The following is a 25,754-nucleotide window of genomic DNA, read 5'->3' as shown; positions in this document are numbered from 1 at the left end:
ATGCCCCACAAGACCCAGATCTTCCAGGTCTCCACGCTCTACGGCGCGGCCACCCTCGCCGCGGCGCTGGACGCCGGCCTGTTCGGGCCGCGCGATCAGGCCCGGCGCGTCCTGCTGGTGTCCAACAACGCGGCGATACCCGAGACCGCGCTGCGCCTGGACGAGATGCACGGGTACGGGCGAATATCCGGCCGGTTCGACGACGTGGTGTCGTGGAACGAGGCGATCCGCCCGCACCACCCCAGCGCCTGGGGCCCCCGGGGCAACGACGTGTCGCTGTGGCAGAAGGCATTCCGGCTCGCCTGGGGCATCGACGAGCGGGACCTGATCGAGCTGGCCGTCGAGTCGATCCAGGTCAACCCGGCCCGCGCGCTGGCGGCGATCTTCTCCGAGGCCGCCCTCCACGTGTACGCCGACGGCCTGATGAGCTACGGCCCGACCCGCGAGAAGCTGCCGCTGACCCTCGCGCGCCGCATCCGCCGCCTGCTCCACCTCGACCTGATCCCGGGTCTGAGGCCGATGCTGCTCTCGGAGTTCGGCGTCGAGCCCGAGGTCGTCCCCGACGCGGCGTTCCGCGCGGTGCTCGACGAGATCTCCCGGGAAGCGGCCGACGGCCCCGAACTGGCGCCCGTGGTACGGGAGAAGCCGACGGCCGTGCTGCTCGGCCAGTACCTGGCGGCGATCAACATCCTCACGGCGCAGGAGGAGGAGGACCTCCACGTCCGGATGCTGACCGGGGCCGCGCGGGCCGGGCACCGCTCCGTCGTCTTCAAGCCCCACCCGACGGCGCCCGCCGGCTACACGGCGGCCCTCAGCAAGGCGGCCGCGGACGCCGGCGTGCGGCTCACTGTGCTGGACGCGCCCCTGTTGGCCGAGACCCTGTACGACCACTGCGCCCCGGAACTCGTCGTCGGCTGCTTCTCGACGGCGATGGTGACCGCCTCCGCCTACTACCGGGTGCCCGTCGCCCGGGTCGGGACGGCGCTGGTGATGGAGCGGCTCAAGCCGTACCCGAACAGCAACCGGGTGCCCCTGGCCGTCGTCGACCACCTGGTGCCCGACCTGGAGGGCGGCCGGGAGCCGGCGCTCGTCGGAGCGGCGCCCGAGTCCCTGTCGCCGCTGGTGCGGGCCATCGGCTTCTGCATGCAGCCCAAGACGTACGCGGAGTTGCGCAGGCCGACGGAGGACTGGCTGCGCGACCATCTCTCCGCCACCCCCGGGTACTACTTCCCCGAGCTGCGGCTGACCGAGCTGGGCCTGCCCGGCAGCCGCCCGCAACTGCGCGCGAAGCTCCAGGTGCGGCGGGCCAGGCGCGTGGTGCGCCGGGCCGTGCGGCGCGGTGCCGGAAAGAAGTAGGAGGAAGTAGCAGGTGGGCCGGAGCCCCCGCCCGGACGGCGGGGGCTCCGGCGTCTCCGCTGCCCCGGCTCAGCCCAGCCAGCGGTCCAGCCGCAGCCGCGTCCACACCAGGGCGGCGGCGAACGACAGTACGACCGTGACGGCCGTCAGACCGGCGAGAGCGCCCGCGGCGCCCGCCCAGCCCGCGTCCGCCGACACCAGCCGCGGGGCGAGCGCCTCCAGGAAGACCAGGTGGACCAGGTAGGCGCCGAAGGAGGCCCCGGCAAGCCTGCCGAGGAGCGGCCGGAACCGCTCGGGCACCCTGATCCGGTCGAGCGCCATGAGCAGGGTGCCGGCCAGCAGCGCCACCACCACGGAGGCGTAGGGGCTCGGGAAGTGCACCCGGTGCTCGTAGACGGCGACCGCGGCCCACGCCAGGAGCCCGCCCGCCAGCCACAGCAGGCGTCGGCGCCGGCCCGCGACCGCGGAACCCGGCAGCGACAGCAGGACGGCCCCGGCGACGGCGTACGCGATCTGGTAGACGCCGAACTGCCAGGCGAACGGGGGCACGCGTACGTCGAGGAGGCGCCCGAGGTCGCCCAGAAGGGTCGGCGCGAGCGCCAGGCCGAGCAGGGCGGCGCCCGCGCCCCAGGGCCGCTTGCCGTTCCTGACCAGGACGGCCACCGACAGCAGCAGGATCACCGGGACGTAGGCGTACAGGTACCAGAGGTGGAAGGCGGGCTGCACGGAGGCGAACACCGCGTCCCTGGCGAGCTGGGCGGTGGGTTCGGTGTTGGTGTCCCGGGCCCGGTCCCACAGCAGGTAGAGGGCGGTCCACACGGCGAGCGGCACGAGGATGCGGGTGAGCCGCTTGCGGACCTGCCGGCCGTCGCGGGGCGGGGCCCCGCTGAGGACGACCCAGCCGGCGATCGCGAAGAACAGCGGCACGGCGCAGCGGCTCAGCGCGTCCCCGGTGATCCCCGTCCAGTAGACGGGGCCGCCCTGCGCGGGGTCGCGGTCGACGGCCTTCATCAGTTCGCCGGCGGCGTGGCAGACGATGACCCCGACCGAGGCCAGCACCCGCACGAGGTCGACGTCGTACCGGTGTTCCCCGCGGGGGCGCGCCGCCCGCTCCTGGGCGGCGACGGGGGCGGCGGGGCGGACCGGCTCGGTTGCGGTCAGGGGCTCGGCGGCGATGGGTGGTCACTCCCGGGTTGGACGCACGGGCCCGGCGCCGTGGGCCGGGCCGGGGGATCGGCATGCCGCGTCGCGCGCGCTCGCACTCGGCGCCGCGCGGCGCGTCGGTGCAGGCTATGAGAGGCCCGTGAGCGCCGGGAAGCGCCGCCGGATGAACATCGGCGACATGTGCGTGACTCCCCGGTGAACACCGGGAGCCGCCATCGTCCGGCCATCCGTCGTTCCGCAGAAGTTCGCCCCTTGGTCCGCCCGGAGGCTGCGTCTCGGGCGCGGTATCTCCCTAGTCTGGCCTCACCCACCCCACTGGCGTTGCACGCACCCACGTTCACTTCCGTGACGGATAGAGGTCGTTGACCCATGAACAGCCGTACCCTGATCCGCAGCTCCGCCGGCCGGCGTCTGCTGCGTCCCGTCGCCGATCTCATCGATCAGCGCATCGAGCGGCGGATCCGCGCCGCGGAGTCCCGCCGACCACCGGTGTCCGACGCCGAGGTGACCGAGAAGCAGCAGCTCACCTTCGAGCTGCTGGTCGGACCGTCCGGGCGCGGCCTCTCCCGGATGGTGGCCAAGGGGTCCCTGGAACGGCTGCACCGCGAGGTCGCGGCGCTGGCCGGGGACCGGGTCGCGGCCGAGCGCAACGTGGCCACGGCCTACCGTCTCCTGATGGCCCTGGAGTCGCTGGGGGTGGGCCGGGTCGCGGGCGGCACCATGAACATCTGCGGCAAGCTCGCCTCGATCCCGCTGCTCGGCCCGCCGAACGACGAGGTCCTGGAGATAGGCACGCTGTACGGCATGTTCTCCACCGGTCTGCTGCGGATGCTGGAGCGCGACGGGCGCAGCCCGGCGCTGACCATCGTGGACCCATTCGCCGGTGTGCAGCTCCAGCCCGGCACCACCGTGCGCCCAGACCCGACGGGCACGCCGGTGGACGAGCACGCCGTGCGCACCAATCTCGCCCTGGCCGGTCCGGCCGGCGCGGCGGCCCGCATCCAGCAGGGGTTCTCCGAGGACCTCGACACCCGGGCGGCCGTCTCCGACCGCTCCTACGGCGTGATCGTCGTCGACGGCGACCACTCGGCGAAGGGGGTGCGCCAGGATCTCCAGTGGGCCGAGGAGATCGCCGCGCCCGGCGCGATCGTCGTGCTGGACGACTTCGGGGACCCGAGCTGGCCGGGCATCAAGGAGGCGCTCGACGAGCACCTGAAGGACGACACCCGGTTCACCTACCTCGGCAAGGCGGCCCACTCCGCCTTCCTGCGGGCTTCCTGAGGGGCCCGCCGAGGGCTTCGCGCGGGTTTCCCGGGCGGGCTGCGCACGGTGGCACCCCGGACACATTGAGCGATACGTGCGATTTTCTGACCGTCGGATCGCGCGTGCCGACTCCATTTCGGCCACCGAGGATGCATCCTCGCCTCATGGCCACTGCGCAAGAGACGCACGAGTACCCCGGTGAGCTGAACGACGTCCCCGGCTGGTTCTGGCCGCTCGACCAGGTGCTGTTCTCCTGGTTCCTGGAGCGGCAGGAGAGGCTGGACACCCGCGGCGACCTGCTGGAACTGGGCGCCTACCTGGGCAAGAGCGCGATCCTGCTCGGGCACCGGCTGCGGGACGGCGAGACGCTCACCGTCTGCGACCTGTTCGGGGCCGAGCCCCCGGACGCGGCCAACCGGGCGGAGGCGGCGAAGTCGTACTCCTCACTCACCCGCCAGGCCTTCGAACGGAACTACCTCGCCTTCCACCACACCCTGCCGAAGATCGTCCAGGCGCCCAGTTCCGCGGTCGTCGACGAGGTCGTGCCGGGCACCTGCCGCTTCGTCCACATCGACGCCTCGCACCTGTACGAGCACGTCGAGGGCGACATCGGCGCGGCCAAGGAGCTGCTGGTGCCCGACGGCATCGTGGTCCTGGACGACTTCCGCAGCGAGCACACCCCGGGCGTCGCCGTCGCGGCCTGGGAGGCGGTGCTCAACCGCGGGCTGCGCCCGGTCTGCCTGAGCAGCCAGAAGCTGTACGGCACCTGGGGCGACCCGGAGCCGGTGCGGGAGGAGCTGATCGCCGCGCTGCGCGGCCGCGACGACATCGCGGTGACCGTGGAGCGGGCCGCCGGGCACCGGCTGGTGCGGACCCGCGCCAAGGGCAAGCGGCTGCGGCCGCCCTCGCTGCCCTCCTCGCGGCACCCGGCGCCCGTCCCCGCCCCCGAGGCGGGCGGGACACAGGCCGCGCCGGTGCCCGACCGGACCCCGCAGGCCCGGCCGGCGGCGCGGACGGCCCGGCCGTCGACCCCGCGGGACCGCACCCGGCGGCTCGCCCTGGACCTGCTGCCGCCGGTCGTCACGCGGGCGGTGCGCCGGTACCGGGCGGAGCGGCGGGCGAAGGCGGGCAGGACGCCGGGGACGGCTCAGTCGAGGCCGTAGGACGCCGCGACACCCGCGATCACCAGGGCCAGCGACTCCTCGAAGTGCCGGTCGTAGTCCGTGAAGATCTCCGCGCCCGCCGCGGCCGTCAGGGGGTAGTCGGCCAGCAGGCGGGCGCGTTCGTCCACGTCGAAGCCCTCCCGGCGCTCCCCGGGCAGGGGCTCGACGCCCTGTTCCTCGGTGACGAAACCGAGCGTGAACAGATACGTCGTGTTGGTCGCCCGCACCGCCTGCGCGAGGGTGAGTCCGGCGGCGGTGAACAGCCGCAGGGTCTCCTCCATCTGCTCGGCGTGCACCGCGCCGGTGAAGCGTGAACCGCTGAACACCTTGGCGCCGTCCCGGTAGGCGAGCAGGGACGCGCGCAGCCCGCGGTTGGCCCTGAGCAGCCGCTCCCGCCAGGTGTCGGCCGGGTCGAGGGGGGTCGCGGCGACCATCCGCCGGTACATCTCGGTGGCCATCTCGTCGAGCAGGGCCTGCTTGTCCTTGAAGTGCCAGTAGAGGGCCGGCGCCTTGACGTCCAGCTCCCTGGCGATGGTGCGCAGGGTCAGGCCGTCCAGACCGACCTCGTTCAGCAGCTTCAGCGCCGTGTCCGCGACCCGTCGGCGGTCGAGGGGGGCGCGTCGTTCCGTACTCACACTTGACAGCTTAACGGCGTTAAGGCCATTCTCGAACCCGGACGGCACTTAACAAGGTTAAGGAGAGTTGTCATGAATGTCTCGCATGTCGTGGATGCGGCGGAACCCGAGGTTCTGATCGTCGGCGCGGGCCCCACCGGCCTCGCCCTCGGGATCGACCTGGCCCGGCGCGGAGTGGACGCGCTGGTGCTGGAGGGCGCGGGCGAGCTGTTCCCGGGCTCGCGGGGCAAGGGCTTCCAGCCCCGCACGATGGAGGTCTTCGACGACCTCGGCGTCGTCGACGCGATCCACGCGGTGGGCGGCACCTATCCGATCGGCATGATCTGGAAGGACGGCGAGCGGGTCGGCGAGCACCACATGTTCGAGCCGGCCGAGCCGAGCGAGGACTCGCCGTACAACAGGTCTTGGATGGTGCCGCAGTGGCGCACCCAGGAAGTCCTGGCGCAGCGCCTCGCGGAGCTGGGCGGCAGGGTCGCCTTCCAGCACGAGGTCGTCGGTGTCGCGCAGGACGCGGCGGGCGTGACCGCGCACCTGTCCTCGGGCCGTACGCTGCGCGCCCGCTACCTGGTCGGGGCGGACGGCGGCCGGTCGGCGGTGCGCCGCGCGCTGGGCATCGGCATGACCGGCGAGGACGTCGACCCGAACCCGACGCTGGTGGCGGACGTGCGGATCAGCGGCCTGGACCGCGACAACTGGCACGTCTTCCCACCGCGCGAGGGCGACGACCTCCTTGCCGTCTGCCCCCTGGCCGGCACCGAGGACTTCCAGGTGATGGCGCGGTTCCCGGCGGGCACGGAGGTCGACACCTCCCCCGACGGCATCCGCAAGGTCCTCGCGGAGCGCTCGCACATCGCCGCCGAGGACGTCACCGAGGTCCGCTGGGCCTCCGACTTCCGGCCGCGGGCGGCGCTGGCCGACCGTTTCCGCGCGGGCCGGGTGTTCATCGCCGGCGACGCCGCGCACGTGCACTCCCCCGCGGGCGGCCAGGGGCTGAACACCAGCATCCAGGACGCCTACAACCTGGGCTGGAAGCTGGACGCCGTACTGAAGGCAGGGGCGCAGGCCGCGCTCCTGGACAGCTACGAGGAGGAACGGCGCCCGATCGCCGCGGACATGCTCAACCTGTCGACCGCCGTCCACCGCGGCGAGGTGCAACGCGGCAGGGCGACCCGGCAGCTGGGGATCGGATACCGGGACTCGTCGCTGACGGTGGAGTCGCGCGGCACCGTGGGCGAGGGCACGGTACGGGCCGGGGACCGCGCGCCCGACGGGAACGTGGACGGCGTACGGCTCTTCGACGCCTTCCGGGGACCGCACTGGACGCTGCTGGCGCTGGGCGTCGACGCGCCCGGCAGTGCCGTGGGGGCGGCGGTACCGGTGGTGCGCGGGGGCGCGCACGGGGCGTACGGGACGGGGCTGTTCCTCGTACGGCCGGACGGGTACGTCGGGTGGGCCGGCGACACGCCGGAGGGACTCGACGCCTACCTGGGCCGGTTCGGGCTGGGCGCCTGAGGCCCGAACCGGTTCCTTCGGGCTCTCAGAAGGCGTCCGAGGGCACGTACGTCCCCCAGACCTCCCGCAGCGCGTTGCACACCTCGCCGACCGTCGCGCGTGCCCGCAGCGCGTCCTTCATCGGGTACAGGACGTTGTCCTCGCCCTCGGCGGCCTTCTTCAGGGCGGCCAGGGCCGAGTCCACCGACGCCCGGTCGCGCTCCGCACGGAGCCTGGCCAGGCGTTCGGCCTGCTGGGCCTCGATGGCCGGGTCGACGCGGAGCGGCTCGTAGGGCTCCTCCTCGGCGAGCTGGAAGCGGTTGACGCCGACCACGACCCGCTCGCCGGAGTCGGTCTCCTGGGCGATGCGGTAGGCGGAGCGCTCGATCTCGCTCTTCTGGAAGCCGTGCTCGATGGCGTTGACCGCGCCGCCGAGGTCCTCGACCTTGCCCATCAGCTCGAGGGTCGCCGCCTCGACGTCGTCGGTCATCCGCTCGACGACGTAGGAACCGGCGAAGGGGTCGACGGTCGCCGTCACGTCCGTCTCGTAGGCGAGGACCTGCTGGGTGCGCAGGGCCAGGCGCGCGGACTTGTCGGTGGGCAGCGCGATGGCCTCGTCGAAGGAGTTGGTGTGCAGCGACTGCGTGCCGCCGAGGACCGCGCCCAAGCCCTGCACCGCGACCCGGACCAGGTTCACCTCGGGCTGCTGTGCGGTCAGCTGCACGCCCGCGGTCTGGGTGTGGAAGCGCAGCATCAGCGACTTGGGGTTCTTCGCGCCGAACTCCTCCTTCATCACCCGCGCCCAGATCCGGCGGGCCGCGCGGAACTTGGCGACCTCCTCCAGGATCGTCGTGCGGGCCACGAAGAAGAAGGACAGGCGGGGCGCGAAGTCGTCCACGTCCATGCCGGCCGCGACCGCGGTGCGCACGTACTCGATGCCGTCCGCGAGGGTGAACGCGATCTCCTGCGCGGGAGAGGCGCCCGCTTCGGCCATGTGGTAGCCGGAGATCGAGATGGTGTTCCACTTCGGGATCTCGGCCCTGCAGTACTTGAAGATGTCGGCGATCAGCCGCAGCGAGGGCTTCGGCGGGAAGATGTACGTCCCGCGCGCGATGTACTCCTTCAGCACGTCGTTCTGGATCGTGCCGGTGAGCTTGTCCGCGCTCACGCCCTGTTCCTCGGCGACGAGTTGGTAGAGCAGGAGCAGCAGGGCGGCCGGGGCGTTGATCGTCATCGACGTGGAGACCTTGTCCAGCGGGATGCCGCCGAACAGCACCCGCATGTCGTCGATGGAGTCGATGGCGACGCCGACCTTGCCGACCTCGCCGCTGGCGATCGGCGCGTCGGAGTCGTGGCCCATCTGGGTGGGCAGGTCGAAGGCGACCGACAGGCCCATGGTGCCGTTGGCGATGAGCTGCTTGTAGCGGGCGTTGGACTCGGTCGCCGTGCCGAAACCGGCGTACTGGCGCATCGTCCACGGCCGGCCGGTGTACATCGACGGGTAGACGCCCCGGGTGAAGGGGTACTTCCCGGGCTCGCCCAGCTTGTCGGCCGCGTCCCAGTCCGTCAGGGCGTCGGGCCCGTAGACCGGTTCGATGGGCAGCCCGGACTCGGACTCGCGCGTCATGGTGTGATGCCTCCCGCTGAGCACATGTGCGTACCGCTCGGACTACCCGTGTTTTACCCGCCGGTACAGTCCGGCACTTCGACGGACTGTATCCGCGTGCGTGCACCCGGTGGAGGGGCCCACGCTGGGACCTTCCTCACAGCCTCAATGCGGTCCCGGTCACAACGATGCCGTGCCGTTCGCGGCGCGTCATCCGGGGGAACAATCAGAGGACGTCGGTGCGGGACCGTGGGACGACGGGGGGGCCGTGATGCGTGGGGCGGGCGTGCGGAGCGCGGGACGGGCGGGTGCCGTCGCGCTGGGGGTCGTGCTGGTGGCGGGCGGCTGCACCGTGCAGGGCACGGGGCCGGACGGCAAGGGGCACGCGCCGGTGCGCATAGAGGTCACCGGCCACCCACCGAAGAGCACGCCCTCCCGCAGCGAGCGGCCGCCGAAGACACCGTCGACCGGGACCAGGGCCGCCAGGGTGCTGTGGGAACGGGGGGACACCGGCCGGGACGTCCGTGAACTGCAGGCCAGGCTGCGCCAGGTCGAGTGGCTCGTGGACGGGCCGACGGGGACGTACGACGACCTGACCGAGCGCGCCGTCAGCGGCTTCCAGGGCAAGCGCGGGCTGCCGCGGACCGGCCGGACGGACACCGTCACCTGGCAGCGGCTGCTCGGGATGTCGCACGAGCCGGGCAAGTGGGAGCTGTACCTGATGGGCGGCCAGCCCGCCGCCGCGCCCGACCCGCGCTGCACGAGGGGCCGGGTGCTGTGCGTCAGCAAGTCGAGCCGGACGCTGCGCTGGATGATCGACGGGCGGACGGTGTCCACGATGTCCGTGCGCTTCGGCTCGCAGTACACACCGACCCGGGAGGGCGTCTTCCAGGTCTACTGGAAGTCCCGCCACCACGTCTCGACGCTCTACGACTCGGCCATGCCGTACGCCATGTTCTTCAGCGGCGGCCAGGCCGTGCACTACTCCTACGACTTCGCCGCCCAGGGTTACGCGGGCGCCTCGCACGGCTGTGTCAACGTGCGGGACGAGGCGGCGATCGCGGACCTGTACGCACAGGTGAGGAACGGCGACAAGGTCGTCGTGTACTGGTGACGGGGCGAGGCGGCGACACCGCCGTACGGCGAAGGGGGCGCGGGCGGGACCGGGGGAACGTGTCCCGCCCGCGCCGAGGTGCACGAGCCGCAGGTACGGGGGGAACCCCGGCTCGGTGCGAAAGCCGATGACCAGTCGGCTCACTCATTACTGCGCCACGGCGGCCGAAAGTGTCACACCCCCCGGCGAGAAAAGCCTCGCCGTCCACGAAAGCGCAGGTCAGGGGGTACTTGCGGAGGGCGATGCGTGGGGTGTGTAGGTGGGCTGCTGTGGCCGGCGGGGCTCGTCGGCCGAGGGGGCGTGCGGGCCGGGGCGGTGCGGGCGGTCGGGGTGGTGGGGATCGCGGGCGGGCGGGGCTATGTCGGAATCGGCGTCGGCGTCGTCATCGCCGTTGCCGCCGTCCTCGCCGTCGTCGCCCTGGTCTCCGTGGCCTCCGTGGTCGTTCTTCTTCCCGCCGTCGCCCTTGCCGCCCTTGCCCTTGTCACCCTTGCCGTCTTTGCCGTTCTTGTCGCCCTTGCCGTCCTTGCCCTTGCCGTCCCTGCCGTCCTTGTCGTCCCGGCCTTCGCCGTCGCCGGTGGCCCTGCGCAGCTCGCCCTCGCGGGTCGTCTCCGCCGCGTCGCCCCGGTCGCCGCCGTCCCGGCCGCCGCCGTCGGTTCCGGCGAGGAGGCTGCCGCAGTACTTCACGACCCGTGCCGCTCCCCCGGCCGCCTCCTTCAGGGCACGCCGGTGGGCGGTGTCGAGTTCCTTGCCGGCGCGCACCTTGCGGCAGGACGCGGCGAGGCTCGACCGCCGTCCGTCGGAGCCGCCCGCGTCCCGGTCGCCGGCGTCGCTCCCGGCCTCGCCGTCGTCCCGCGCGGTGCCGCCGTCGGGGGCTCCCGGGGTGCTGCCGGGTGCCGCCCCGCCCTGCACGCCTTCGAGCGGCGAGGGCGGGGTGGAGGGACGCCCGGGGGAGGCCGCGGCCGAGACGGTGGCGGCGGGTTCCGGTTCGCCGCGGTCGAACGGCGTCGGCAGCACTCCGGTTCCGGCCGCGGCCGCCACGCCGCCGATCACGCCGACGGTCAGCGCGGCGGCCAGCCCGAGGCGCAGGGGGCGGCTCCGGCGCGGACGCCGGGCGCTCTCACCGCGCGTGCCGATGCGGACCAGACCGGCCTCGGGGGGCCGGTGAGCGTCCCCGTGACCGAGGGCGCCCGCGGCCTGGGCCGACCCGTCGGCCCGCTCGGCGCGCACCTTGCGGAAGGCGGCCAACGCGGCGGCCTCGCCCGGGAGTTCCTCGCCGGCCGGCACCGGTGGGGCGGAGAGCGCGCCCAGGGCCACGACGAGTCGCCCGGCCCGGTCGCGGGTGGCGGGGTCGACACCCTCCAGTGGCTCTCCGCGCAGCAGGAGCTCCGCCGTTTCGCGGTCCAGCCACTTGTCCTGCTCGTCGGCCATCACATGTCCTTCTGCGTCCGCGTACGCGTATGCGTCACACTCGCGGACGTCACCGCACGGCCGTGCGGTTCTCGCTGCGGCGGCAGGGCGTCGAGCCCGCCGCCGGATTCCGGATCGCCGCCGAGCAGTTCGGCCAGTCGCTTCAGGCCGCGGTGCGCCGCCGTGCGGACGGCGCCCGGCCGTTTGCCCAGGGTCTCGGCGGCACTCTTGGCGTCGAGGCCCATCACCACGCGCAGGACGACCGCCTCGGCCTGGTCCTGGGGCAGCCGGGCGATGAGGGAGAGGGTGCTGCCGGTGGCCAGTGCCTCCATGGCCTCACCCGCGGTGTCGGACTCCGCGGGCCTGCCCGTCAGCTCCGTCTCGTCGCCGCCGATCACCGGCCGGCGGCCGCGCATGCGGATGTGGTCCAGCGCGCGGTTGCGGGCGATGCGGGCGGCCCAGCCGCGGAAACGGTCGGCGTCGCCGTCGAACCGTTCCAGGTCGCGGGCTATCTGGAGCCATGCCTCGGAGGCCACGTCCTCCGCGTCGTGATCGCCGACGAGCGTGCGCACGTATCCCAGCAGCCGCGGCTGCACGGCGCGGTACACGGTCCGGAACGCGGTCTCGTCCCCGCCCTGTGCCGCACGCACCGCGGCGGTCAGCTCCGCGTCGTCCCCCAGCACCGAGAAGCCTTTCTGCGCCTGAGCCGGCGCCGCTCTCGCGGACGTGGTCCTCGCCGTCGTGGTCTCTCATCGATGGTTGCGGTGGTCTCCCGCAAGCCCGTGGCGGGAGCGAGCCCCCGCGCTGCATCGGCGCGAATGGCACGTTACGTCTTGAAACCGCCACTCGTCCATGTCCCCCTCGCATTGCCGTACAAGATGCAACTAACCCGTGACGCGGTGAGGTGTGACAGAAAACGCAGTCCCGGCGCTGAAGGGAGTACGGGCCGCCGCGCGGCCCGTGCCGCGCGACGGCCGGGGCCTCTCCTGTGGGGGGTGGCGGCCCCGGCCGTTGCCTTGGCCGCCGCCGTCGTCCCTGGCAGGGGCCTATGGGCGGGCCAGGTCCGGCAGCTGTGCCGCGGCGCCGCCGTCGCCGGCCTCCAGGCCGACGCCTCCTTCGCCGACGATCCCGTCGGCGCCCGTTTCCGCGCCGGTGTCTCCCGTACCGCCGTTGCCCGCGTCGTTCCCGCCGGAGCCGTTCCCGGCGCCGGTCGACGGTCCCGGCCCGGTCGGCAGGCCGAGCTGCTCGGTGCAGTAGGTCCCGACGCGCTCCGCACCGCCCGCCGCAGCGACCAGCCGCTGCCAGGCCGCGGCGTCCAGCGCCTTGCCCTTGCCCGCCAGCCGCTCGTACACGCGGCACTGTGCCTCGGTGTCCCGGTCGACGCCCGAGGGGTCCGAGGGCGTGGAGCCGCGGGAAGGCGCGGATGCCTCCGGGGACGCGGAGGCTCCCGGGGGCGTGGTCGCGGGGACCGGCGGGGTGCCGGGGCCCGGCGTGGTGCCCGGTGGGGTGGCGACCGGCCGGGCCGGGGCGTCCTCGGAGGCGGGCGGGCGGGTGCGGTCCGGGCCGCCGTCGTCCGCGGCGGAGCCGCCCCCGCCCATGGCCGCGTAGGCGACCCCGCCCAGGGTGAGGCTCGCCAGCAGCACGGAGAGGGCCGTCTTCAGCGTGCGCCCCGGGTGCCGCCCGTCGCGCGGCCGCCAGTCGTCCCGCCGCCGGGTGCGCGCGGCGCGGGCCGGTTCCGCGTCCCGGGCGGCCCGGAAGGCGGCCAGGGCGCGACGCTCGCCCTCGGTGTCGGCCTCCTGCGCCCGCAGTGCCGAGGCGAGCAGCGCCTCCGTGCCGGGCACGCCGCCGGGGGCGGGCCGGGGACCGGTGTCGCGGCCGTCACCCGCCTCGTGCCGTGCGCCCATGCCCGCCTCCGCTCCCGCTCGGTCCGCGGGGCCGCCGCCCTCGGCGCCCCTCATGTCGACTCCCCCAGCGTCCTGGGACCGTCATCCGTCACACCGTCGGCCCCCAGCTGCCGTGCCAGCCGCTTCAGCCCCCGGTACGTCGCCGTACGCACCGCGCCAGGCCGCTTGCCCAGCACGCGCGCGGCGGAGGGCCCGTCGAGCCCGACGACGACCCGCAGCAGGACGGCCTCGGCCTGGTCGCGCGGCAACCCCGCGACCAGGGTGAGCGCGGCCCGGGTGGACAGCGTCTCCAGTACCTGGTCGTGCGTGCTGTGCGGGCCGGGCAGGTCCAGGACGTCCTGCTCCAGCGCCGTGGGCCGGGGCCGTACCTTCTGGCGGCGCAGGTGGTCCAGGGCCCGGTGCCGGGCGATCGTCGCCGTCCAGCCCCGGAAGCCGGCCCCGTCGCCCTTGAAGCGTCGCAGGTCGCGGGCTATCTCCAGCCAGGCGTCCGCCGCGACGTCCTCGGCGTCGTCGCCGACCAGCCCGCGCACGTAGCCCAGCAGTCCGGGCTGCACGAGCCGGTAGGCGACCGCGAAGGCGGCCTCGTCACCTCGCTGGGCCCGCGCGACGGCCGCGCCCAGTTCCCCGTCGTACGCCTGCACGCGGCGGGGTTCCCCTCGCTGGCCCAAGAACCGTCCTCGTCCGTACCGAGTCCTGTGCGCGCTCCGGTGAGCCCGCCCCCCACGGTCATCAGCGTTGCGGCGCACAGAAGTGTCACAGGGAGGCGGCCGTCGCGTCCCGGCACAGCAGGCGCAGCGACCCGTCCCCGGCGAAGCAGCGGCGGGCCTCGTCGATCGGGTCCCACAGGCGGCCGTCCGGGGTGCGAACCCAGTGGTCGCCGCCGGTCGTCCACCACTCGCCGCCCGTCTGCCGCACGATCACCTCCCCGGCGTACGCGCCGAGTCCGCGCAGCGCCGTCTCCACGGCGGCGTACGGCGCCCGCTCGCGCCGGATCGCGTCGATCACCCGGTCCACGCGCCACAGACTCTGCGCCGAGTAGTCCAGGCGCAGCCGCGCACCCTCGCGCATCGTGGCCACCGCGTCCGCCGCCCACCGCACCGGCTTGGCGGCGGCCGACGGCCGGGTCTGCTGCGGGCTCGTCGTCCCGCTCGTCCATCCGCTCGTCAATCCGCTGGTCACAGTCGTCACATGGGCTATAGCGCCGTACGGCGGGCTCGCGTCACACGTGGGAGGCGGTCGTTCCGCAACCGGCGCAGGACCGCCCCACCTTCCCCACGTCCGCCGCACCGCCACTGCGTGTTCCCCGCACGACGGTCACAGGCAGGGTCCGAGGGCGGCCCCGGCGTTCAGCCCCGCCCCCGCGCCCGGCGGGAGACCACCGCGCGCAGCACGCGGCGCCCCTCCGTGGAGACCTCCAGTGCGGGACGCAGCCCGGCCGCGCCGTGACCGGCGAGCAGTTCCAGGACGCCGACCTGGCGGCGCAGTTCGGCGGCGACGAGCGGGGGCAGCGCCTGCGCGCCGCCGTCGCGCGGGACGTCGCCCTCCGGGGCCGGGTCCGCCGCCGGGTCGAGCAGCCGGTGGATGCGGAGCGAGGCGACGGAACAGCCGTCGGCCCAGGTCCGCAGCTCCGGTCCGGAGCACTCGGCGGGCGCGGCCACGAGCATCCGGCGGGCCAGGACCACGGCCTCGTCCTCGCCGGTGGCGTCGGGGCCGGCGAGCTTGTCCCGCACCTGCGTCAGCCCCTGCGCCCAGTCGCGTCCGGCCGCGTCGCCGGTACCGTCGGCGAGGGTCGCCCACAGGGGTCTGAGGGCCTCGTCGTCGCCGTCCAGCAGCGGGACGCAGCGATCCAAACAAGCCAGTCCGCTCGCGGCGAGTCCGCGTGTGTCGGCCCGCGCGATCAGTTCCACCAGGCTCATCGGGCGCCTCCCTGTTCCCGCCGCTTCGCCCCGCTCACCACCACGGAGCCCGCACTGACCCTTACTGCGTGCGACGGCCCGGGAGTGTCACAGCGGCACGACGCCCAGCCGGTCGAGGAACCGGAAGAAGAGGGTTTCGGCCACGGGACCGGAGGCGAGGACCCCGTCGTCGCCACCCGCGTCGGGCTCCGCAGCCGGGTCGTCCGACAGCACCTCGGTCAGTTCACCCGCGTGCGCGACCCGTTGCGCCTCGGCAGCCCAGGCGACGGCGCGCTCGGCGGCGTCCCGGGGCTCCAGGAAGTAGTCCTCCAGGGTGAGCCCGTCCCGCTCGGCGCCCAGGTAGCCGGCCATCGCGGTGCGCGCCAGGCAGGTCGTCCACGCCCCGCTCTCCGGCGCCGCCGCCTCCACGACCACGCAGTCGCTGTCCATCACGTATCCGAACAGCGCGGGCGCGCCGGTCTGCCCGGCCAGGTCGTTCATGTTGCCGACGTCTCCGTCGCCGCCCGCGAACTCCCACACCTGCCAGCCGTCCGGAGCGGACTGGCGCAGGGTCATGTCCGCGGCGCCGGACAGCGCCTCCAGTTCCGCGAGCGGCCGCTCGGCGCGGCCGACGACGAAATACCCCCAGTAGCCCATGTCCCGGTTCCCCCCGGCGTGTCGGTTCGGCTCGGTCAAAAGACCACCACAGCCGTACGGGAGTTCGCAGCAGGATCGGTCAATCGGCGCGCCGCGACGGTGACGTGCCGGGTGTGTCCGGGAGGTCCGGATTCAGTCGAGCCGGTTCGCCAGCGACTCGAAGTCGGCCCAGGACAGCTCGGGCTTGCCGGGGTCCCACAGCTTCTGGACCGTCGCGGCCAGCGGCAGCCGGATGCCCTCGGCGACCTGGGCCTGGGTCTGGGCGTTCGGGAAGTCGCCCCAGACGGCGAAGCTGCCGCCGAGTATCTGGTCGTCGTACTTGGCGTCGACGGCGGTGGTGCCGCGCAGGACGCGCGGGGTCCACTGCTCGTAGATGCGCTGCCCCGTCGGGTAGACGAAGGTCTGGGGCTGCCCGAGCACGTAGTAGAGGAACTCGTCGTTGTAGTTGAGGACCTGGCGGCCCTCGCTCAGGTACTCGGTCGGCGGGCGGGCGCCGATCTCCTTGCCGGTCCAGTAGGCGACCTTGATGTCCTTGAGCGGCTCGACGGACGTGTCCTTGAAGAAGCCGTCGTTCCAGGCGCGCGGGGTGCGGTCGTGGGCCATGACCGTCTTGGCGCGGCCGTTGAGCCAGCCGGTGGTGAGGTCGGCGACGGTGCCGTCGGAGCCGTACGCCTTGCGGGCCGCGGCGGCCAGCGTCGGGTAGGACGCCTCCGGGTTCGGCACCACGAGCGCCTGGTACTCGTCGGCGCCCAGGTGGAACTGGGAGCCGGGGAAGAGGTCGGCGTACTCGTTCAGCAGGTCGTCGACGATCTTCGCGGCCTCCGGCTTGGAGATGTCGATGGCGCCGCGGGTGGCCGTGCCCTGCGCGTTGCGCAGCTGGAGGTCGGGGTGCGCGGCGATCACGGCGCCGAGGTGCCCCGGCGAGTCGATCTCGGGGACGACGGTGATGTGGCGCGAGGAGGCGAGATCGATGATCTCCTTCATCTCGGCCTTGGTCAGGTGGTCGTCCGAGACGATCTCGGGGTGCGAGTCGGACTCGATGCGGAAGGCCTGGTCGTCGGAGAAGTGCAGGCCCAGCTCGTTGAACTTCAGGTCGCCCAGCTCGCGTATCCGGTCCTTGATCCAGTCGGCGCTGTAGTGCTTGCGGGCGATGTCGAGCGAGAAGCCGCGCTTCGGTTTGGCCGGCTCGTCCTTCACCACGCCCTCCGGCGCGGTGCCGCCGCCGTCCACCGCCTGCTTCAGGGTGCGGGTGCCGTAGTAGACGCCGGCCTCGGCGGGCCCGGTGACGGTGACCCGGCCGTCGCGCACGGTCATGGTGTACGACTCCGGGTTCGCGCCCTTGTCGGCCTTGACGTCGAGCAGCAGGTCCCCGGCGCGCTCGTCGTCCTTCTCCCCGGCGTACGTCATGCCCAGGTCGCCGGCGATCTGCTTGCCCTCGTCGGCGAGTCCGGAGTCGGCGACGACGACCCGGTTCCCCTTCTCGGGCTGCCAGCCGGGGCCGCGGGCCGCGGTGTGCTCGCGCACGGCGGGTATGGTGCGCGGCGCCTTGGACAGCGGGTAGGACCTGCTGGGACTGGGGGCGGCCGCCTCACCGGTGGACGACCGGGTCGCCGAACCCTGTGGGCCGTCGCCGTCGCCGTCGGTGGCCCAGAGGCCGACTCCCACGCCGAGCGCGGCGACCACCGCGCCGGCGATCACGGCCCGCTGCCTCACCTTGTGCGCCGGTATCCGGCCTCCGTGCTGGCTCACAGCGCCAACCTAAGGCCGCCGTTGCCGTCATGCGTCCACCACATGTTCTGAAACTCTCCCGTTCGGGTGAAATTCGGGCATCGGACGGACACGCGTTGCCGTCACTCGATAACGTGACGCCACATCTTTCGCACAATCCCCTGCCGACACACACGTGAAGCCCACGAGGACCCACGCTGCCTGCGCACCGTCTCCCAGACCTCCCCCGCCGAGTGGCCATACCGGTACCGGTGCAAACACGCGCCACACCGGCAACGGCCGCCCCGCTGGAGCGCTTCAACACGGCCCCCGCCGCCGAGGCCGCCCAGACCCTCCTCGCCTGCCTGCACAGCCGCGCCTGGACCCACCGCCTCGTCGCCCACCGCCCCTACCCGGACCTCCCCGCCCTCCTGGCGGCAGCGGACGAGGCGGCCTACGACCTCTCCCCGGACGACCTGACCGAGGCCCTGGCCGCGGAGCCCCGGCCCGCCCTGCCGGAGGACACCTACGCGGCGGCCCACACGGCCCTGAACGCGGCCCACGCGGCCTACGAGTCCCGCTTCGGACACGTGTTCGTCATCTCCTTGGACGACTTGAGCACCAACGAGGCCCTGAACCACGTCCTCGCAGCCATCCGGTCACGTTTGAACAACGACCTGGACGAAGAACGCCTGGTAGCGGCTGAAGAACTCCGGCACCTGGCAAGAGGCAGATTGATCAGCACGCTCAGGGGCGCGGGGAACTGCGCGACCAGCCACTGACCACCCGCACCCGGCAAACCACCCAAACCCCCACCCCAGTAGCCGCCCCGCGGCAACCCCACTGCTCCTTTGAGTGCAACTTTGATCACACCGGCAGGCCCCCTGTAAGCACCGCAGGTACACGTCGCTACCATGCTGGGGGCCGGTGGACCGTACCCGGCCGGGCCCGACCGACAAGGAAAGCCGGCGCGGCCCCAATCCCCGCTCCCGGAGGAAATTTCCGTGCCGGCTGGAACGCTGTACCGCGGCCGGGAAGGAATGTGGTCCTGGGTGGCTCACCGAGTCACCGGCGTCCTCATCTTCTTCTTCCTGTTCGTTCACGTGCTGGACACCGCTCTCGTGCGGGTGTCCCCCGAGGCCTACGACACCGTCGTGGCCACGTACAAGACGCCGATCGTCGCGCTGCTGGAGTACGGCCTCGTCGCCGCCATCCTCTTCCACGCGCTCAACGGCCTGCGTGTCATCGCCGTCGACTTCTGGGTCAAGGGCGCCCGCTACCAGAAGCAGATGCTCTGGACCGTCGTCGCCCTGTGGGTCGTGCTGATGCTCGGGGCGATCTACCCCGTCCTCGGCCACGCCGCTCGTGAACTGTTCGGGAGCTGACGCCAATGTCCACGACTGAATCCCCCGCTTCCGGGATCGGCCCCGTCGAGGGCGCCTCCCTCTACACGGCCGACAACCCGGCGCCGCTCATCGAGGCGCCCCGCGCCCGCACGAAGAAGACCCCGAAGTCCACCCGGGGCAACTTCGAGATGGTCGCCTGGCTGTTCATGCGCCTGTCCGGCGTCGTGCTGGTCGTCCTGGTCCTCGGCCACCTGCTGATCCAGCTGGTGCTCGACGGCGGCGTCTCCAAGATCGGCTTCGCCTTCGTGGCGGGCCGCTGGGCCTCGCCGTTCTGGCAGGTCTGGGACCTCCTGATGCTCTGGCTCGCGATGCTGCACGGCGCGAACGGCCTGCGCACGGTCATCAACGACTACGCAGAGCGCCCCAACACGCGTCTGTGGCTCAAGGGCCTGCTCTACACCGCCACGGTGTTCACCATCCTGCTGGGCACGCTGGTGATCTTCACCTTCGACCCGAACATCCGCTAGGCACGGGGCTGCGAAAATCATGAAGGTACACAAGTACGACACCGTCATCGTCGGCGCCGGTGGCGCCGGCATGCGCGCGGCCATCGAGTCGACCAAGCGCAGCCGCACCGCCGTGCTGACGAAGCTCTACCCCACCCGCTCCCACACGGGCGCCGCGCAGGGCGGCATGGCCGCCGCGCTGGCCAACGTGGAGGAGGACAACTGGGAGTGGCACACCTTCGACACGGTCAAGGGCGGTGACTACCTGGTCGACCAGGACGCCGCCGAGATCCTGGCGAAGGAGGCCATCGACTCGGTCCTCGACCTGGAGAAGATGGGCCTGCCGTTCAACCGGACGCCCAACGGGACCATCGATCAGCGCCGTTTCGGCGGTCACAGCCGCAACCACGGCGAGGCGCCGGTCCGCCGGTCCTGCTACGCGGCCGACCGCACCGGTCACATGATCCTCCAGACGCTCTATCAGAACTGTGTCAAGGAGGGCGTGGAGTTCTTCAACGAGTTCTACGTCCTGGACCAGCTGATCACCGAGGTCGACGGCGTCAAGAAGTCGGCCGGCGTGGTGGCCTACGAGCTGGCGACCGGCGAGATCCACGTCTTCCAGGCGAAGTCCGTGATCTACGCCTCCGGCGGCACCGGCAAGTTCTTCAAGGTGACCTCCAACGCGCACACGCTCACCGGCGACGGCCAGGCGGCCGTGTACCGGCGCGGACTGCCGCTGGAGGACATGGAGTTCTTCCAGTTCCACCCGACCGGCATCTGGCGCATGGGCATCCTGCTGACGGAGGGCGCCCGCGGTGAGGGCGGCATCCTGCGCAACAAGGACGGCGAGCGCTTCATGGAGAAGTACGCGCCGGTCATGAAGGACCTCGCCTCGCGTGACGTCGTCTCCCGCTCCATCTACACGGAGATCCGCGAGGGCCGCGGCTGCGGTCCCGAGGGCGACCACGTCTACCTGGACCTGACCCACCTCCCGCCGGAGCAGCTGGACGCCAAGCTGCCCGACATCACGGAGTTCGCGCGGACCTACCTCGGCATCGAGCCCTACACGGACCCGATCCCGATCCAGCCGACCGCGCACTACGCCATGGGCGGCATCCCGACCAACGTCGAGGGTGAGGTCCTGGCGGACAACACCACCGTCGTGCCGGGCCTGTACGCGGCCGGCGAGGTGGCCTGCGTGTCGGTGCACGGCGCCAACCGCCTGGGCACCAACTCGCTGCTCGACATCAACGTCTTCGGCCGCCGCGCGGGCATCGCCGCCGCGGAGTACGCGCAGAAGGCGGACTTCGTCGAGCTGCCCGAGGACCCGGAGTCCCAGGTCGTCGAGCAGATCGAGCGGCTGCGTTCGTCCACCGGCACCGAGCGGGTGGCGACGATCCGCCGCGAGCTGCAGGAGTGCATGGACGCCAACGTCATGGTGTTCCGCACCGAGCAGACGATCAAGACGGCCGTCGAGAAGATCGCCGAACTGCGCGCCCGCTACAAGAACGTGGCGATCCAGGACAAGGGCCGGCGCTTCAACACCGACCTCCTGGAGGCCGTCGAGCTGGGCAACCTGCTCGACCTGGCCGAGGTGATGGCGGTCTCCGCCCTCGCCCGCAAGGAGTCGCGCGGCGGTCACTACCGCGAGGACTTCCCCAACCGCGACGACGTCAACTTCATGCGCCACACCATGGCGTACCGCGAGGTGGGCGACGACGGCGCCGAGTCCATCCGGCTCGACTACAAGCCGGTCGTCCAGACCCGCTACCAGCCGATGGAGCGTAAGTACTGATGGCTACCCCTGTCATGGAGAAGAGCGACCAGGCCCCCGAGCCGGGCTTCGCCGACTCCCCCTACATCACGGTCACCTTCCGCGTCCGGCGGTTCAACCCGGAGGTCGCGGCCGAGGCGACCTGGGAAGACTTCCAGCTGGAGATCGACCCGAAGGAGCGCGTCCTCGACGCGCTGCACAAGATCAAGTGGGACCTGGACGGAAGCCTGACCTTCCGCCGCTCCTGCGCGCACGGCATCTGCGGCTCGGACGCCATGCGGATCAACGGCAAGAACCGCCTTGCCTGCAAGACGCTGATCAAGGACCTCAGCCCCGAGAAGCCGATCACGGTCGAGCCCATCAAGGGCCTGACGGTCCTCAAGGACCTGGTCGTCGACATGGAGCCGTTCTTCCAGGCGTACCGGGACGTGATGCCCTTCCTGATCACGAAGGACACCAACGAGCCGACGCGTGAGCGCCTGCAGACCGCCGAGGACCGCGAGCGCTTCGACGACACGACCAAGTGCATCCTGTGCGCCGCGTGCACGTCCTCGTGCCCGGTGTTCTGGAACGACGGCCAGTACTTCGGCCCGGCCGCGATCGTCAACGCCCACCGCTTCATCTTCGACTCGCGCGACGAGGCCGGCGAGCAGCGGCTGGAGATCCTGAACGACCGCGACGGCGTGTGGCGCTGCCGTACGACCTTCAACTGCACGGACGCCTGCCCGCGCGGCATCGAGGTCACCAAGGCCATCGCGGAGGTGAAGCGAGCGCTGATCACGCGCCGCTTCTGACTCCGTCGGTGTACGCCGGTTGACGGCTGTGAGGGCCCCGTTTCCTGTGGAGACGGGGCCCTGCCGCGTTCCTGCGGCCGTACGGCGTAAGCCGGCCGCGGGGTCGGACCGGCAATCAGCCGTTCCGGGCGACGATCGTCCTAGCCTGACGCCATGTCAGATGACGAGTCGTACGAACTGCTCGGGTTCGACAACGTACTGCTGCCCGTCGGGGACCTCGGTGAGGCCGTCGGGTTCTACGAGCGGGCAGGCTTCCCGGTCGCCTACCGGCTCGACGAGGCCGGGATCGCACTGCTGAAGGTGGGCGTCGAGACGCCGGGGCTGCTGCTGCGGGCGGAGGAGGAGTTCGGGCGGCAGCCGCCGATGTGGCCCTCCGCGCGGGTGTGGCTGGAGGTGACCGACGCCCGGGTCGCCGCCCGCGCGCTGCGGGACGCCGGGGTGCCGCCGCTCGACGAGCCGTTCCCCGTAGCCACCGGCTGGACCGTCGAGTTCGCCGACCCGTGGGGCAACGTCATCGGCCTCACGGACTACTCCAAGCGCCCGGAGCTGGGCCGCCGCCCCTGAGAGGAACTCCCGCTTGAACGTGTTCAAAAACAGGTCTACAGTCAGTCCTGTCAGCGTTTTGAACGCGTTCAAGAAGGGGTGGGGCATGGACCGCACCGTCATCGCCTACGTCATCTACCTGGCCGTCAGCATCGGTCTGACCGTCTGGGTGGCCCGCACGCTCAGCCGCAACGGACGGGTCTTCCTCGCCGACGTCCTGCACGGCAACGAGAAGCTCGCGGACGCCGTCAACCACCTCCTGGTGGTCGGCTTCTACCTCGTCAACCTCGGCTTCGTCGCCCTCTACCTGAGCGACGACGAGACCATCACCGACACCCGGGGCATCTTCGAGGCGCTGTCGACCAAGCTCGGTGTGGTGCTGCTGGTGCTCGGCGTGATGCACCTGGGCAACGTGTACGTGCTCAACAAGATCCGGCGGCGCGGCCTGATGGAGCAGGAGCAGGTACCGCCGGTCCCGCCGCAGGGCTGGGCGGCCCCGACGGCCGGGGCCTGAGCCGATGGCTCCCGCTCCCGGGACGACGGCCGGCGCCCCCGTGCGCCGGCTCACCGTCCTCTACGACGCCGAATGCGCCCTGTGCACACATGTACGGGACTGGCTGCTGCGCCAGCCCCGGCTGGTGCCGCTGGACCTGGTCCCGGCCGCGTCCCAGGAGGCGCGCAGGCGCTTCCCCGGGCTCGACCACGAGGCCACCCTGGACGAGGTCACCGCCGTGGGCGACGCCGGTCAGGTCTTCCGCGGCGCCGCCGCCTGGGTGGTCGTCCTGTGGGCGCTGCGCAGGTACCGCGGGCTCGCCCACCGGCTCAGCACGCCCAAGGGCGCCTGGCTGGCCCGGGGGGCCGTCCTGGCCGCCGCCAAGTGGCGGGGCGGGCAGCGACAGTGGGGCGGCAACGGGTACCGCCGCGCCGACGGCTGGGTCTACGAGCCGGGTCTCGGGTGGATCTACACGGGGCCGGGCTGTGACGACGGCGCCTGCGCCACTGGATAGGCTCTGGACCCGTGCCTGCGACCCACGACGGCCCCGACGACGGTGCCCACCTCAGCAAGTCCGAGCAGACCCGCGCGCTGATCCTGGAGACGGCCATGCGGCTGTTCCAGGAACGCGGTTACGACCGGACCACGATGCGGGCCATCGCCCAGGAGGCCGGGGTCTCCGTCGGCAACGCGTACTACTACTTCGCCGGCAAGGAGCACCTGATCCAGGGCTTCTACGACCGGATCGCCGCCGAGCACCGGGCGGCGGTCCGCGAGGTGCTGGCCAAGGAGACCGACCTGGAGGCCCGGCTGGCGGGCGTGCTGAAGGTCTGGCTGGACATCGCCACGCCGTACCACGAGTTCGCGGTGCAGTTCTTCAAGAACGCCGCCGACCCGGACAGCCCGCTCAGCCCCTTCTCCCCGGAGTCGGAGCACGCGCGCGTGGAGGCCATCAGCATCCACCGCGCGGTGCTCGCCGGGGCGAAGACCAAGGTGCCCGAGGACCTGCGGGACATCCTGCCCGAGCTGATGTGGCTGTCCCAGATGGGCCTCGTCCTGTACTGGATCTTCGACCGCACCGAGGGCCGCGAGCGCAGCTACCGCCTCGCCGAGCGCGGCGCCCGGCTCACCGCGCGGGGCGTCGTGCTGGCCCGCTTCCGGGTGCTGCGCCCGCTGGTGCGCGAGGTGCACGAGCTGTTCACGGACTTCCTGCCGGGGATGACGAGGATGATGCCGGACCCCGCGAAGAAGCCGACGCGGGATTCCGGTCCTCAGGCCTGACGGGACGCCAGCTGGATCACCGTGATGTCCGAGGGCGCCCCCACGCGCGTGGGAGGGCCCCAGGCGCCCGCGCCGCGGCTGACGTAGAGCTGGGTGTCGCCGTAGCGCTCCAGGCCCGCCAGCGTCGGGTTGGCGGCGCCCGCGATGAGGTTGCCCGGCCAGAGCTGGCCGCCGTGGGTGTGGCCGGAGAGCTGGAGGTCGACGCCGTGGTCGACGGCGTCGTGGATCTGCACCGGCTGGTGGGCGAGCAGCACGCAGGCGCGGGAGCGGTCCCGGTCGCCGAGGGCCCGTTCGTAGTCGGGGCCCTGGCCCTCGTCCTCGCCCGCCACGTCGTTGACGCCGGCCAGGTCGAAGTGGGGCAGCTCGGTGCGGGCGTTCTCCAGCGGGATCAGCCCGAGCCGCCGCACCTCGGCGACCCACTGCTCGGCGCCGGAGAAGTACTCGTGGTTGCCGGTGACGAAGTACGCACCGTGCCGCGCCTCGAGCTGGGCCAGCGGGGCGGCGGCCGGGCCGAGGTCCTTCACGCTGCCGTCGACGAGGTCGCCGACGACGGCGATCAGGTCGGGCTGCGTGGAGTTGATCGTGTCGACGACCTTCTGCGCGAAGCCCCGGCCGAGCACCGGGCCGAGGTGGATGTCGCTGACCACGGCGATGCGGAAGCCGTGCGCCGCGCGCGGGAGCCTGGCCAGCGGCACGGTGACCCGCTTCACGCTCGGTCCGTTCAGCACGCCGTACGTGCCGTAGCCGACCGTCCCGACGGCCGCCGCGGCGGCGGCGCCGGCGACGACGCGGGAGACGAAGAGGCGGCGGGAGGGGACGGCGAGGGGGCTGCCCTGGGACGGCGCCTCGGTACCCGCTGTCCCGGGTGCCTCGGACGCCTCGGGCTCCTTCGGCGGGGCCGTCCCGGCCGGTATGCGCTGCGGGTCCGCGGCCGGGGACGCCGCCGGCTGCTCCGCCCCGGCCGTCCGCCGCGCGGCCGCCCGGCGCTCCAGGAACCGTCGCAGCAGCGGCCGGACGACCTCGCCCGCGAGCACCGCGAGCAGCAGGTAGATCGACAGGGCCAGCCACAGGAAGCCCGGCCAGGCGAGGACCCGCTGGAGCCAGAACGGCGCGCCCGCGCGCTCGGCGACCAGCGCGCCGACGGCCAGCAGCCAGCCCCCGGCGATCACCGCCGCGCCGATCCGGCGCACGGGTCCTGGAGCGCGGGTCGTGTCGCGGAACAGGCGCCGCCACACGTACCAGTTGGCCGTCACCAGGACGCCCACCATCAACAACGCGACCAGCACGAAGACGACCACCATGCCGTCGTATCCCCTCGGTTGTGACGCCCAGGGCGTCCGTGACGTCCTCGTCGCCTATGGCGTTCGGCGCAGTGCGCGCACCCCGCGCAACCCGATGACCCCGACGACCGTCCCCAATACGAAGGAGACGATCGCGAGCAGCAGGTGCACCCAGAAGTACGCCGTGGGGTCGCCGTCCTCGAAGGCGAGCCCGCTGCCGTCCTTGACCAGGTTTTTGACGAAAGTGATCCAGATGATCCAGCTCCACACCCCGAAAGCGAGCAGGAACCAGGAGACGGGGCGGCTGAGCTTCATGGTTTCAGTATCGCCGCACGCTGTCCGGATCCGTGCCCGGGGTGGGGAGGGGGGTGGGAA

The 25,754-nt window shown here is 72.5% G+C and carries 27 protein-coding genes; 14 read left to right on the top strand and 13 right to left on the bottom strand.

Going from position 1 to position 25,754, the window contains the following annotated elements; all coding sequences use genetic code 11:
* A complete protein-coding gene (locus IE258_RS02055) occupies positions 1-1,356 on the top strand; it encodes a polysialyltransferase family glycosyltransferase (protein ID WP_189738103.1) in 1,356 nt (451 codons plus the stop codon).
* 69 nt (positions 1,357-1,425) lie between these two features.
* Here the strand turns inward: IE258_RS02055 and IE258_RS02050 are convergent, their stop codons facing one another.
* Positions 1,426-2,517: an acyltransferase gene (locus IE258_RS02050; protein WP_189739245.1), complete on the bottom strand. Its 1,092-nt coding sequence runs from the start codon at positions 2,515-2,517 to the stop codon at positions 1,426-1,428.
* A 372-nt stretch (positions 2,518-2,889) separates the two neighbouring features.
* Between IE258_RS02050 and IE258_RS02045 the strand changes: the two genes are divergently transcribed.
* Both IE258_RS02045 and IE258_RS02040 read left to right on the top strand, forming a co-directional pair.
* Positions 2,890-3,801: a class I SAM-dependent methyltransferase gene (locus IE258_RS02045; RefSeq protein WP_189738100.1), complete on the top strand. Its 912-nt coding sequence runs from the start codon at positions 2,890-2,892 to the stop codon at positions 3,799-3,801.
* A gap of 146 nt (positions 3,802-3,947) precedes the next feature.
* Positions 3,948-4,946, top strand: a complete 999-nt coding sequence (locus tag IE258_RS02040; protein WP_189738097.1) for a class I SAM-dependent methyltransferase — start codon at positions 3,948-3,950, stop codon at positions 4,944-4,946.
* Here IE258_RS02040 and IE258_RS02035 read toward each other — a convergent pair.
* Positions 4,931-5,581, bottom strand: coding sequence for a TetR/AcrR family transcriptional regulator (locus IE258_RS02035; RefSeq protein WP_189738094.1), 651 nt, complete (start codon positions 5,579-5,581; stop codon positions 4,931-4,933). The two genes, IE258_RS02040 and IE258_RS02035, sit on opposite strands and share 16 nt — an antisense overlap.
* Before the next feature lie 72 nt (positions 5,582-5,653).
* Here IE258_RS02035 and IE258_RS02030 point away from each other — a divergent pair, with 72 nt between their 5' ends.
* Complete coding sequence (locus IE258_RS02030; RefSeq protein ID WP_189738091.1) at positions 5,654-7,093, top strand: FAD-dependent oxidoreductase; 1,440 nt, start codon at positions 5,654-5,656, stop codon at positions 7,091-7,093.
* Between the two features lie 25 nt (positions 7,094-7,118).
* On the opposite strand, the gene IE258_RS02025 is transcribed toward IE258_RS02030, so the two are convergent.
* Positions 7,119-8,699: an acyl-CoA mutase large subunit family protein gene (locus IE258_RS02025; protein ID WP_189738088.1), complete on the bottom strand. Its 1,581-nt coding sequence runs from the start codon at positions 8,697-8,699 to the stop codon at positions 7,119-7,121.
* A gap of 250 nt (positions 8,700-8,949) precedes the next feature.
* On the opposite strand from IE258_RS02025, the gene IE258_RS02020 reads away from it, so the two are divergent.
* Complete coding sequence (locus tag IE258_RS02020; protein ID WP_189738085.1) at positions 8,950-9,792, top strand: L,D-transpeptidase family protein; 843 nt, start codon at positions 8,950-8,952, stop codon at positions 9,790-9,792.
* Between the two features lie 219 nt (positions 9,793-10,011).
* Here IE258_RS02020 and IE258_RS02015 read toward each other — a convergent pair whose 3' ends face one another.
* From IE258_RS02015 to IE258_RS01980, 8 genes are all read right to left on the bottom strand, one after another.
* A complete protein-coding gene (locus IE258_RS02015) occupies positions 10,012-11,220 on the bottom strand; it encodes a hypothetical protein (RefSeq protein ID WP_189738081.1) in 1,209 nt (402 codons plus the stop codon).
* Entirely contained in the window at positions 11,220-11,882 is a 663-nt protein-coding gene (locus IE258_RS02010; RefSeq protein WP_159323989.1) for an RNA polymerase sigma factor, read from the bottom strand. Before IE258_RS02010 ends, IE258_RS02015 begins: the two co-directional genes overlap by 1 nt.
* Before the next feature lie 363 nt (positions 11,883-12,245).
* Positions 12,246-13,157 carry a hypothetical protein gene (locus IE258_RS02005; protein ID WP_189738078.1) on the bottom strand — a complete coding sequence of 304 codons (912 nt, stop codon included), beginning with the start codon at positions 13,155-13,157 and terminating at the stop codon, positions 12,246-12,248.
* Positions 13,154-13,771, bottom strand: a complete 618-nt coding sequence (locus tag IE258_RS02000) for an RNA polymerase sigma factor (RefSeq protein ID WP_189738074.1) — start codon at positions 13,769-13,771, stop codon at positions 13,154-13,156. Before IE258_RS02000 ends, IE258_RS02005 begins: the two co-directional genes overlap by 4 nt.
* 85 nt (positions 13,772-13,856) lie before the next feature.
* Entirely contained in the window at positions 13,857-14,282 is a 426-nt protein-coding gene (locus IE258_RS01995) for a hypothetical protein (protein WP_159323986.1), read from the bottom strand.
* 167 nt (positions 14,283-14,449) lie between these two features.
* On the bottom strand, positions 14,450-15,019 hold the full coding sequence (locus tag IE258_RS01990; RefSeq protein ID WP_189738071.1) for a hypothetical protein: 570 nt from the start codon (positions 15,017-15,019) through the stop codon (positions 14,450-14,452).
* Positions 15,020-15,106: 87 nt separating this feature from the next.
* Positions 15,107-15,655: a hypothetical protein gene (locus IE258_RS01985; RefSeq protein ID WP_189738068.1), complete on the bottom strand. Its 549-nt coding sequence runs from the start codon at positions 15,653-15,655 to the stop codon at positions 15,107-15,109.
* 132 nt (positions 15,656-15,787) lie between these two features.
* Positions 15,788-17,353: a beta-N-acetylhexosaminidase gene (locus IE258_RS01980; RefSeq protein ID WP_189739243.1), complete on the bottom strand. Its 1,566-nt coding sequence runs from the start codon at positions 17,351-17,353 to the stop codon at positions 15,788-15,790.
* A 281-nt stretch (positions 17,354-17,634) separates the two neighbouring features.
* On the opposite strand from IE258_RS01980, the gene IE258_RS01975 reads away from it, so the two are divergent.
* From IE258_RS01975 to IE258_RS01935, 9 genes are all read left to right on the top strand, one after another.
* The gene (locus IE258_RS01975; RefSeq protein ID WP_308434116.1) at positions 17,635-18,144 is read left to right on the top strand and encodes a 2-oxo-4-hydroxy-4-carboxy-5-ureidoimidazoline decarboxylase; all 510 of its coding nucleotides are present in this window, start codon (positions 17,635-17,637) and stop codon (positions 18,142-18,144) included.
* Between the two features lie 222 nt (positions 18,145-18,366).
* Positions 18,367-18,747, top strand: a complete 381-nt coding sequence (gene sdhC, locus IE258_RS01970; RefSeq protein ID WP_003974113.1) for a succinate dehydrogenase, cytochrome b556 subunit — start codon at positions 18,367-18,369, stop codon at positions 18,745-18,747.
* A gap of 5 nt (positions 18,748-18,752) precedes the next feature.
* Positions 18,753-19,235, top strand: coding sequence for a succinate dehydrogenase hydrophobic membrane anchor subunit (locus IE258_RS01965; protein WP_159323982.1), 483 nt, complete (start codon positions 18,753-18,755; stop codon positions 19,233-19,235).
* Between the two features lie 19 nt (positions 19,236-19,254).
* Positions 19,255-21,009 (top strand): succinate dehydrogenase flavoprotein subunit, encoded by a 1,755-nt coding sequence (sdhA, locus tag IE258_RS01960; RefSeq protein ID WP_189738061.1) that lies wholly within the window; start codon positions 19,255-19,257, stop codon positions 21,007-21,009.
* Positions 21,009-21,782 carry a succinate dehydrogenase iron-sulfur subunit gene (locus IE258_RS01955; RefSeq protein ID WP_109034407.1) on the top strand — a complete coding sequence of 258 codons (774 nt, stop codon included), beginning with the start codon at positions 21,009-21,011 and terminating at the stop codon, positions 21,780-21,782. Before sdhA ends, IE258_RS01955 begins: the two co-directional genes overlap by 1 nt.
* A 153-nt stretch (positions 21,783-21,935) precedes the next feature.
* Positions 21,936-22,346, top strand: coding sequence for a VOC family protein (locus tag IE258_RS01950; RefSeq protein ID WP_159323981.1), 411 nt, complete (start codon positions 21,936-21,938; stop codon positions 22,344-22,346).
* 85 nt (positions 22,347-22,431) lie between these two features.
* Complete coding sequence (locus IE258_RS01945) at positions 22,432-22,839, top strand: hypothetical protein (RefSeq protein ID WP_189738058.1); 408 nt, start codon at positions 22,432-22,434, stop codon at positions 22,837-22,839.
* A 4-nt stretch (positions 22,840-22,843) separates the two neighbouring features.
* The gene (locus IE258_RS01940) at positions 22,844-23,332 is read left to right on the top strand and encodes a thiol-disulfide oxidoreductase DCC family protein (RefSeq protein WP_189738055.1); all 489 of its coding nucleotides are present in this window, start codon (positions 22,844-22,846) and stop codon (positions 23,330-23,332) included.
* Positions 23,333-23,343: 11 nt separating this feature from the next.
* Complete coding sequence (locus IE258_RS01935; RefSeq protein ID WP_189738051.1) at positions 23,344-24,099, top strand: TetR/AcrR family transcriptional regulator; 756 nt, start codon at positions 23,344-23,346, stop codon at positions 24,097-24,099.
* Here IE258_RS01935 and IE258_RS01930 read toward each other — a convergent pair.
* Together IE258_RS01930 and IE258_RS41060 are read right to left on the bottom strand one after the other, a co-directional pair.
* Entirely contained in the window at positions 24,090-25,400 is a 1,311-nt protein-coding gene (locus IE258_RS01930) for a metallophosphoesterase (RefSeq protein ID WP_189738048.1), read from the bottom strand. The genes IE258_RS01935 and IE258_RS01930 overlap by 10 nt on opposite strands.
* 54 nt (positions 25,401-25,454) lie before the next feature.
* Positions 25,455-25,694, bottom strand: coding sequence for an SCO4848 family membrane protein (locus IE258_RS41060; protein WP_229891905.1), 240 nt, complete (start codon positions 25,692-25,694; stop codon positions 25,455-25,457).
* Positions 25,695-25,754 lie beyond the last annotated feature (60 nt).

Source organism: Streptomyces tendae (assembly GCF_014650435.1).
GTDB classification, from domain to species: Bacteria; Actinomycetota; Actinomycetes; order Streptomycetales; family Streptomycetaceae; genus Streptomyces; species Streptomyces tendae.
Note: the sequence above shows the minus strand (reverse complement) of the source record. Positions and strands in the feature narration are given on the sequence as shown.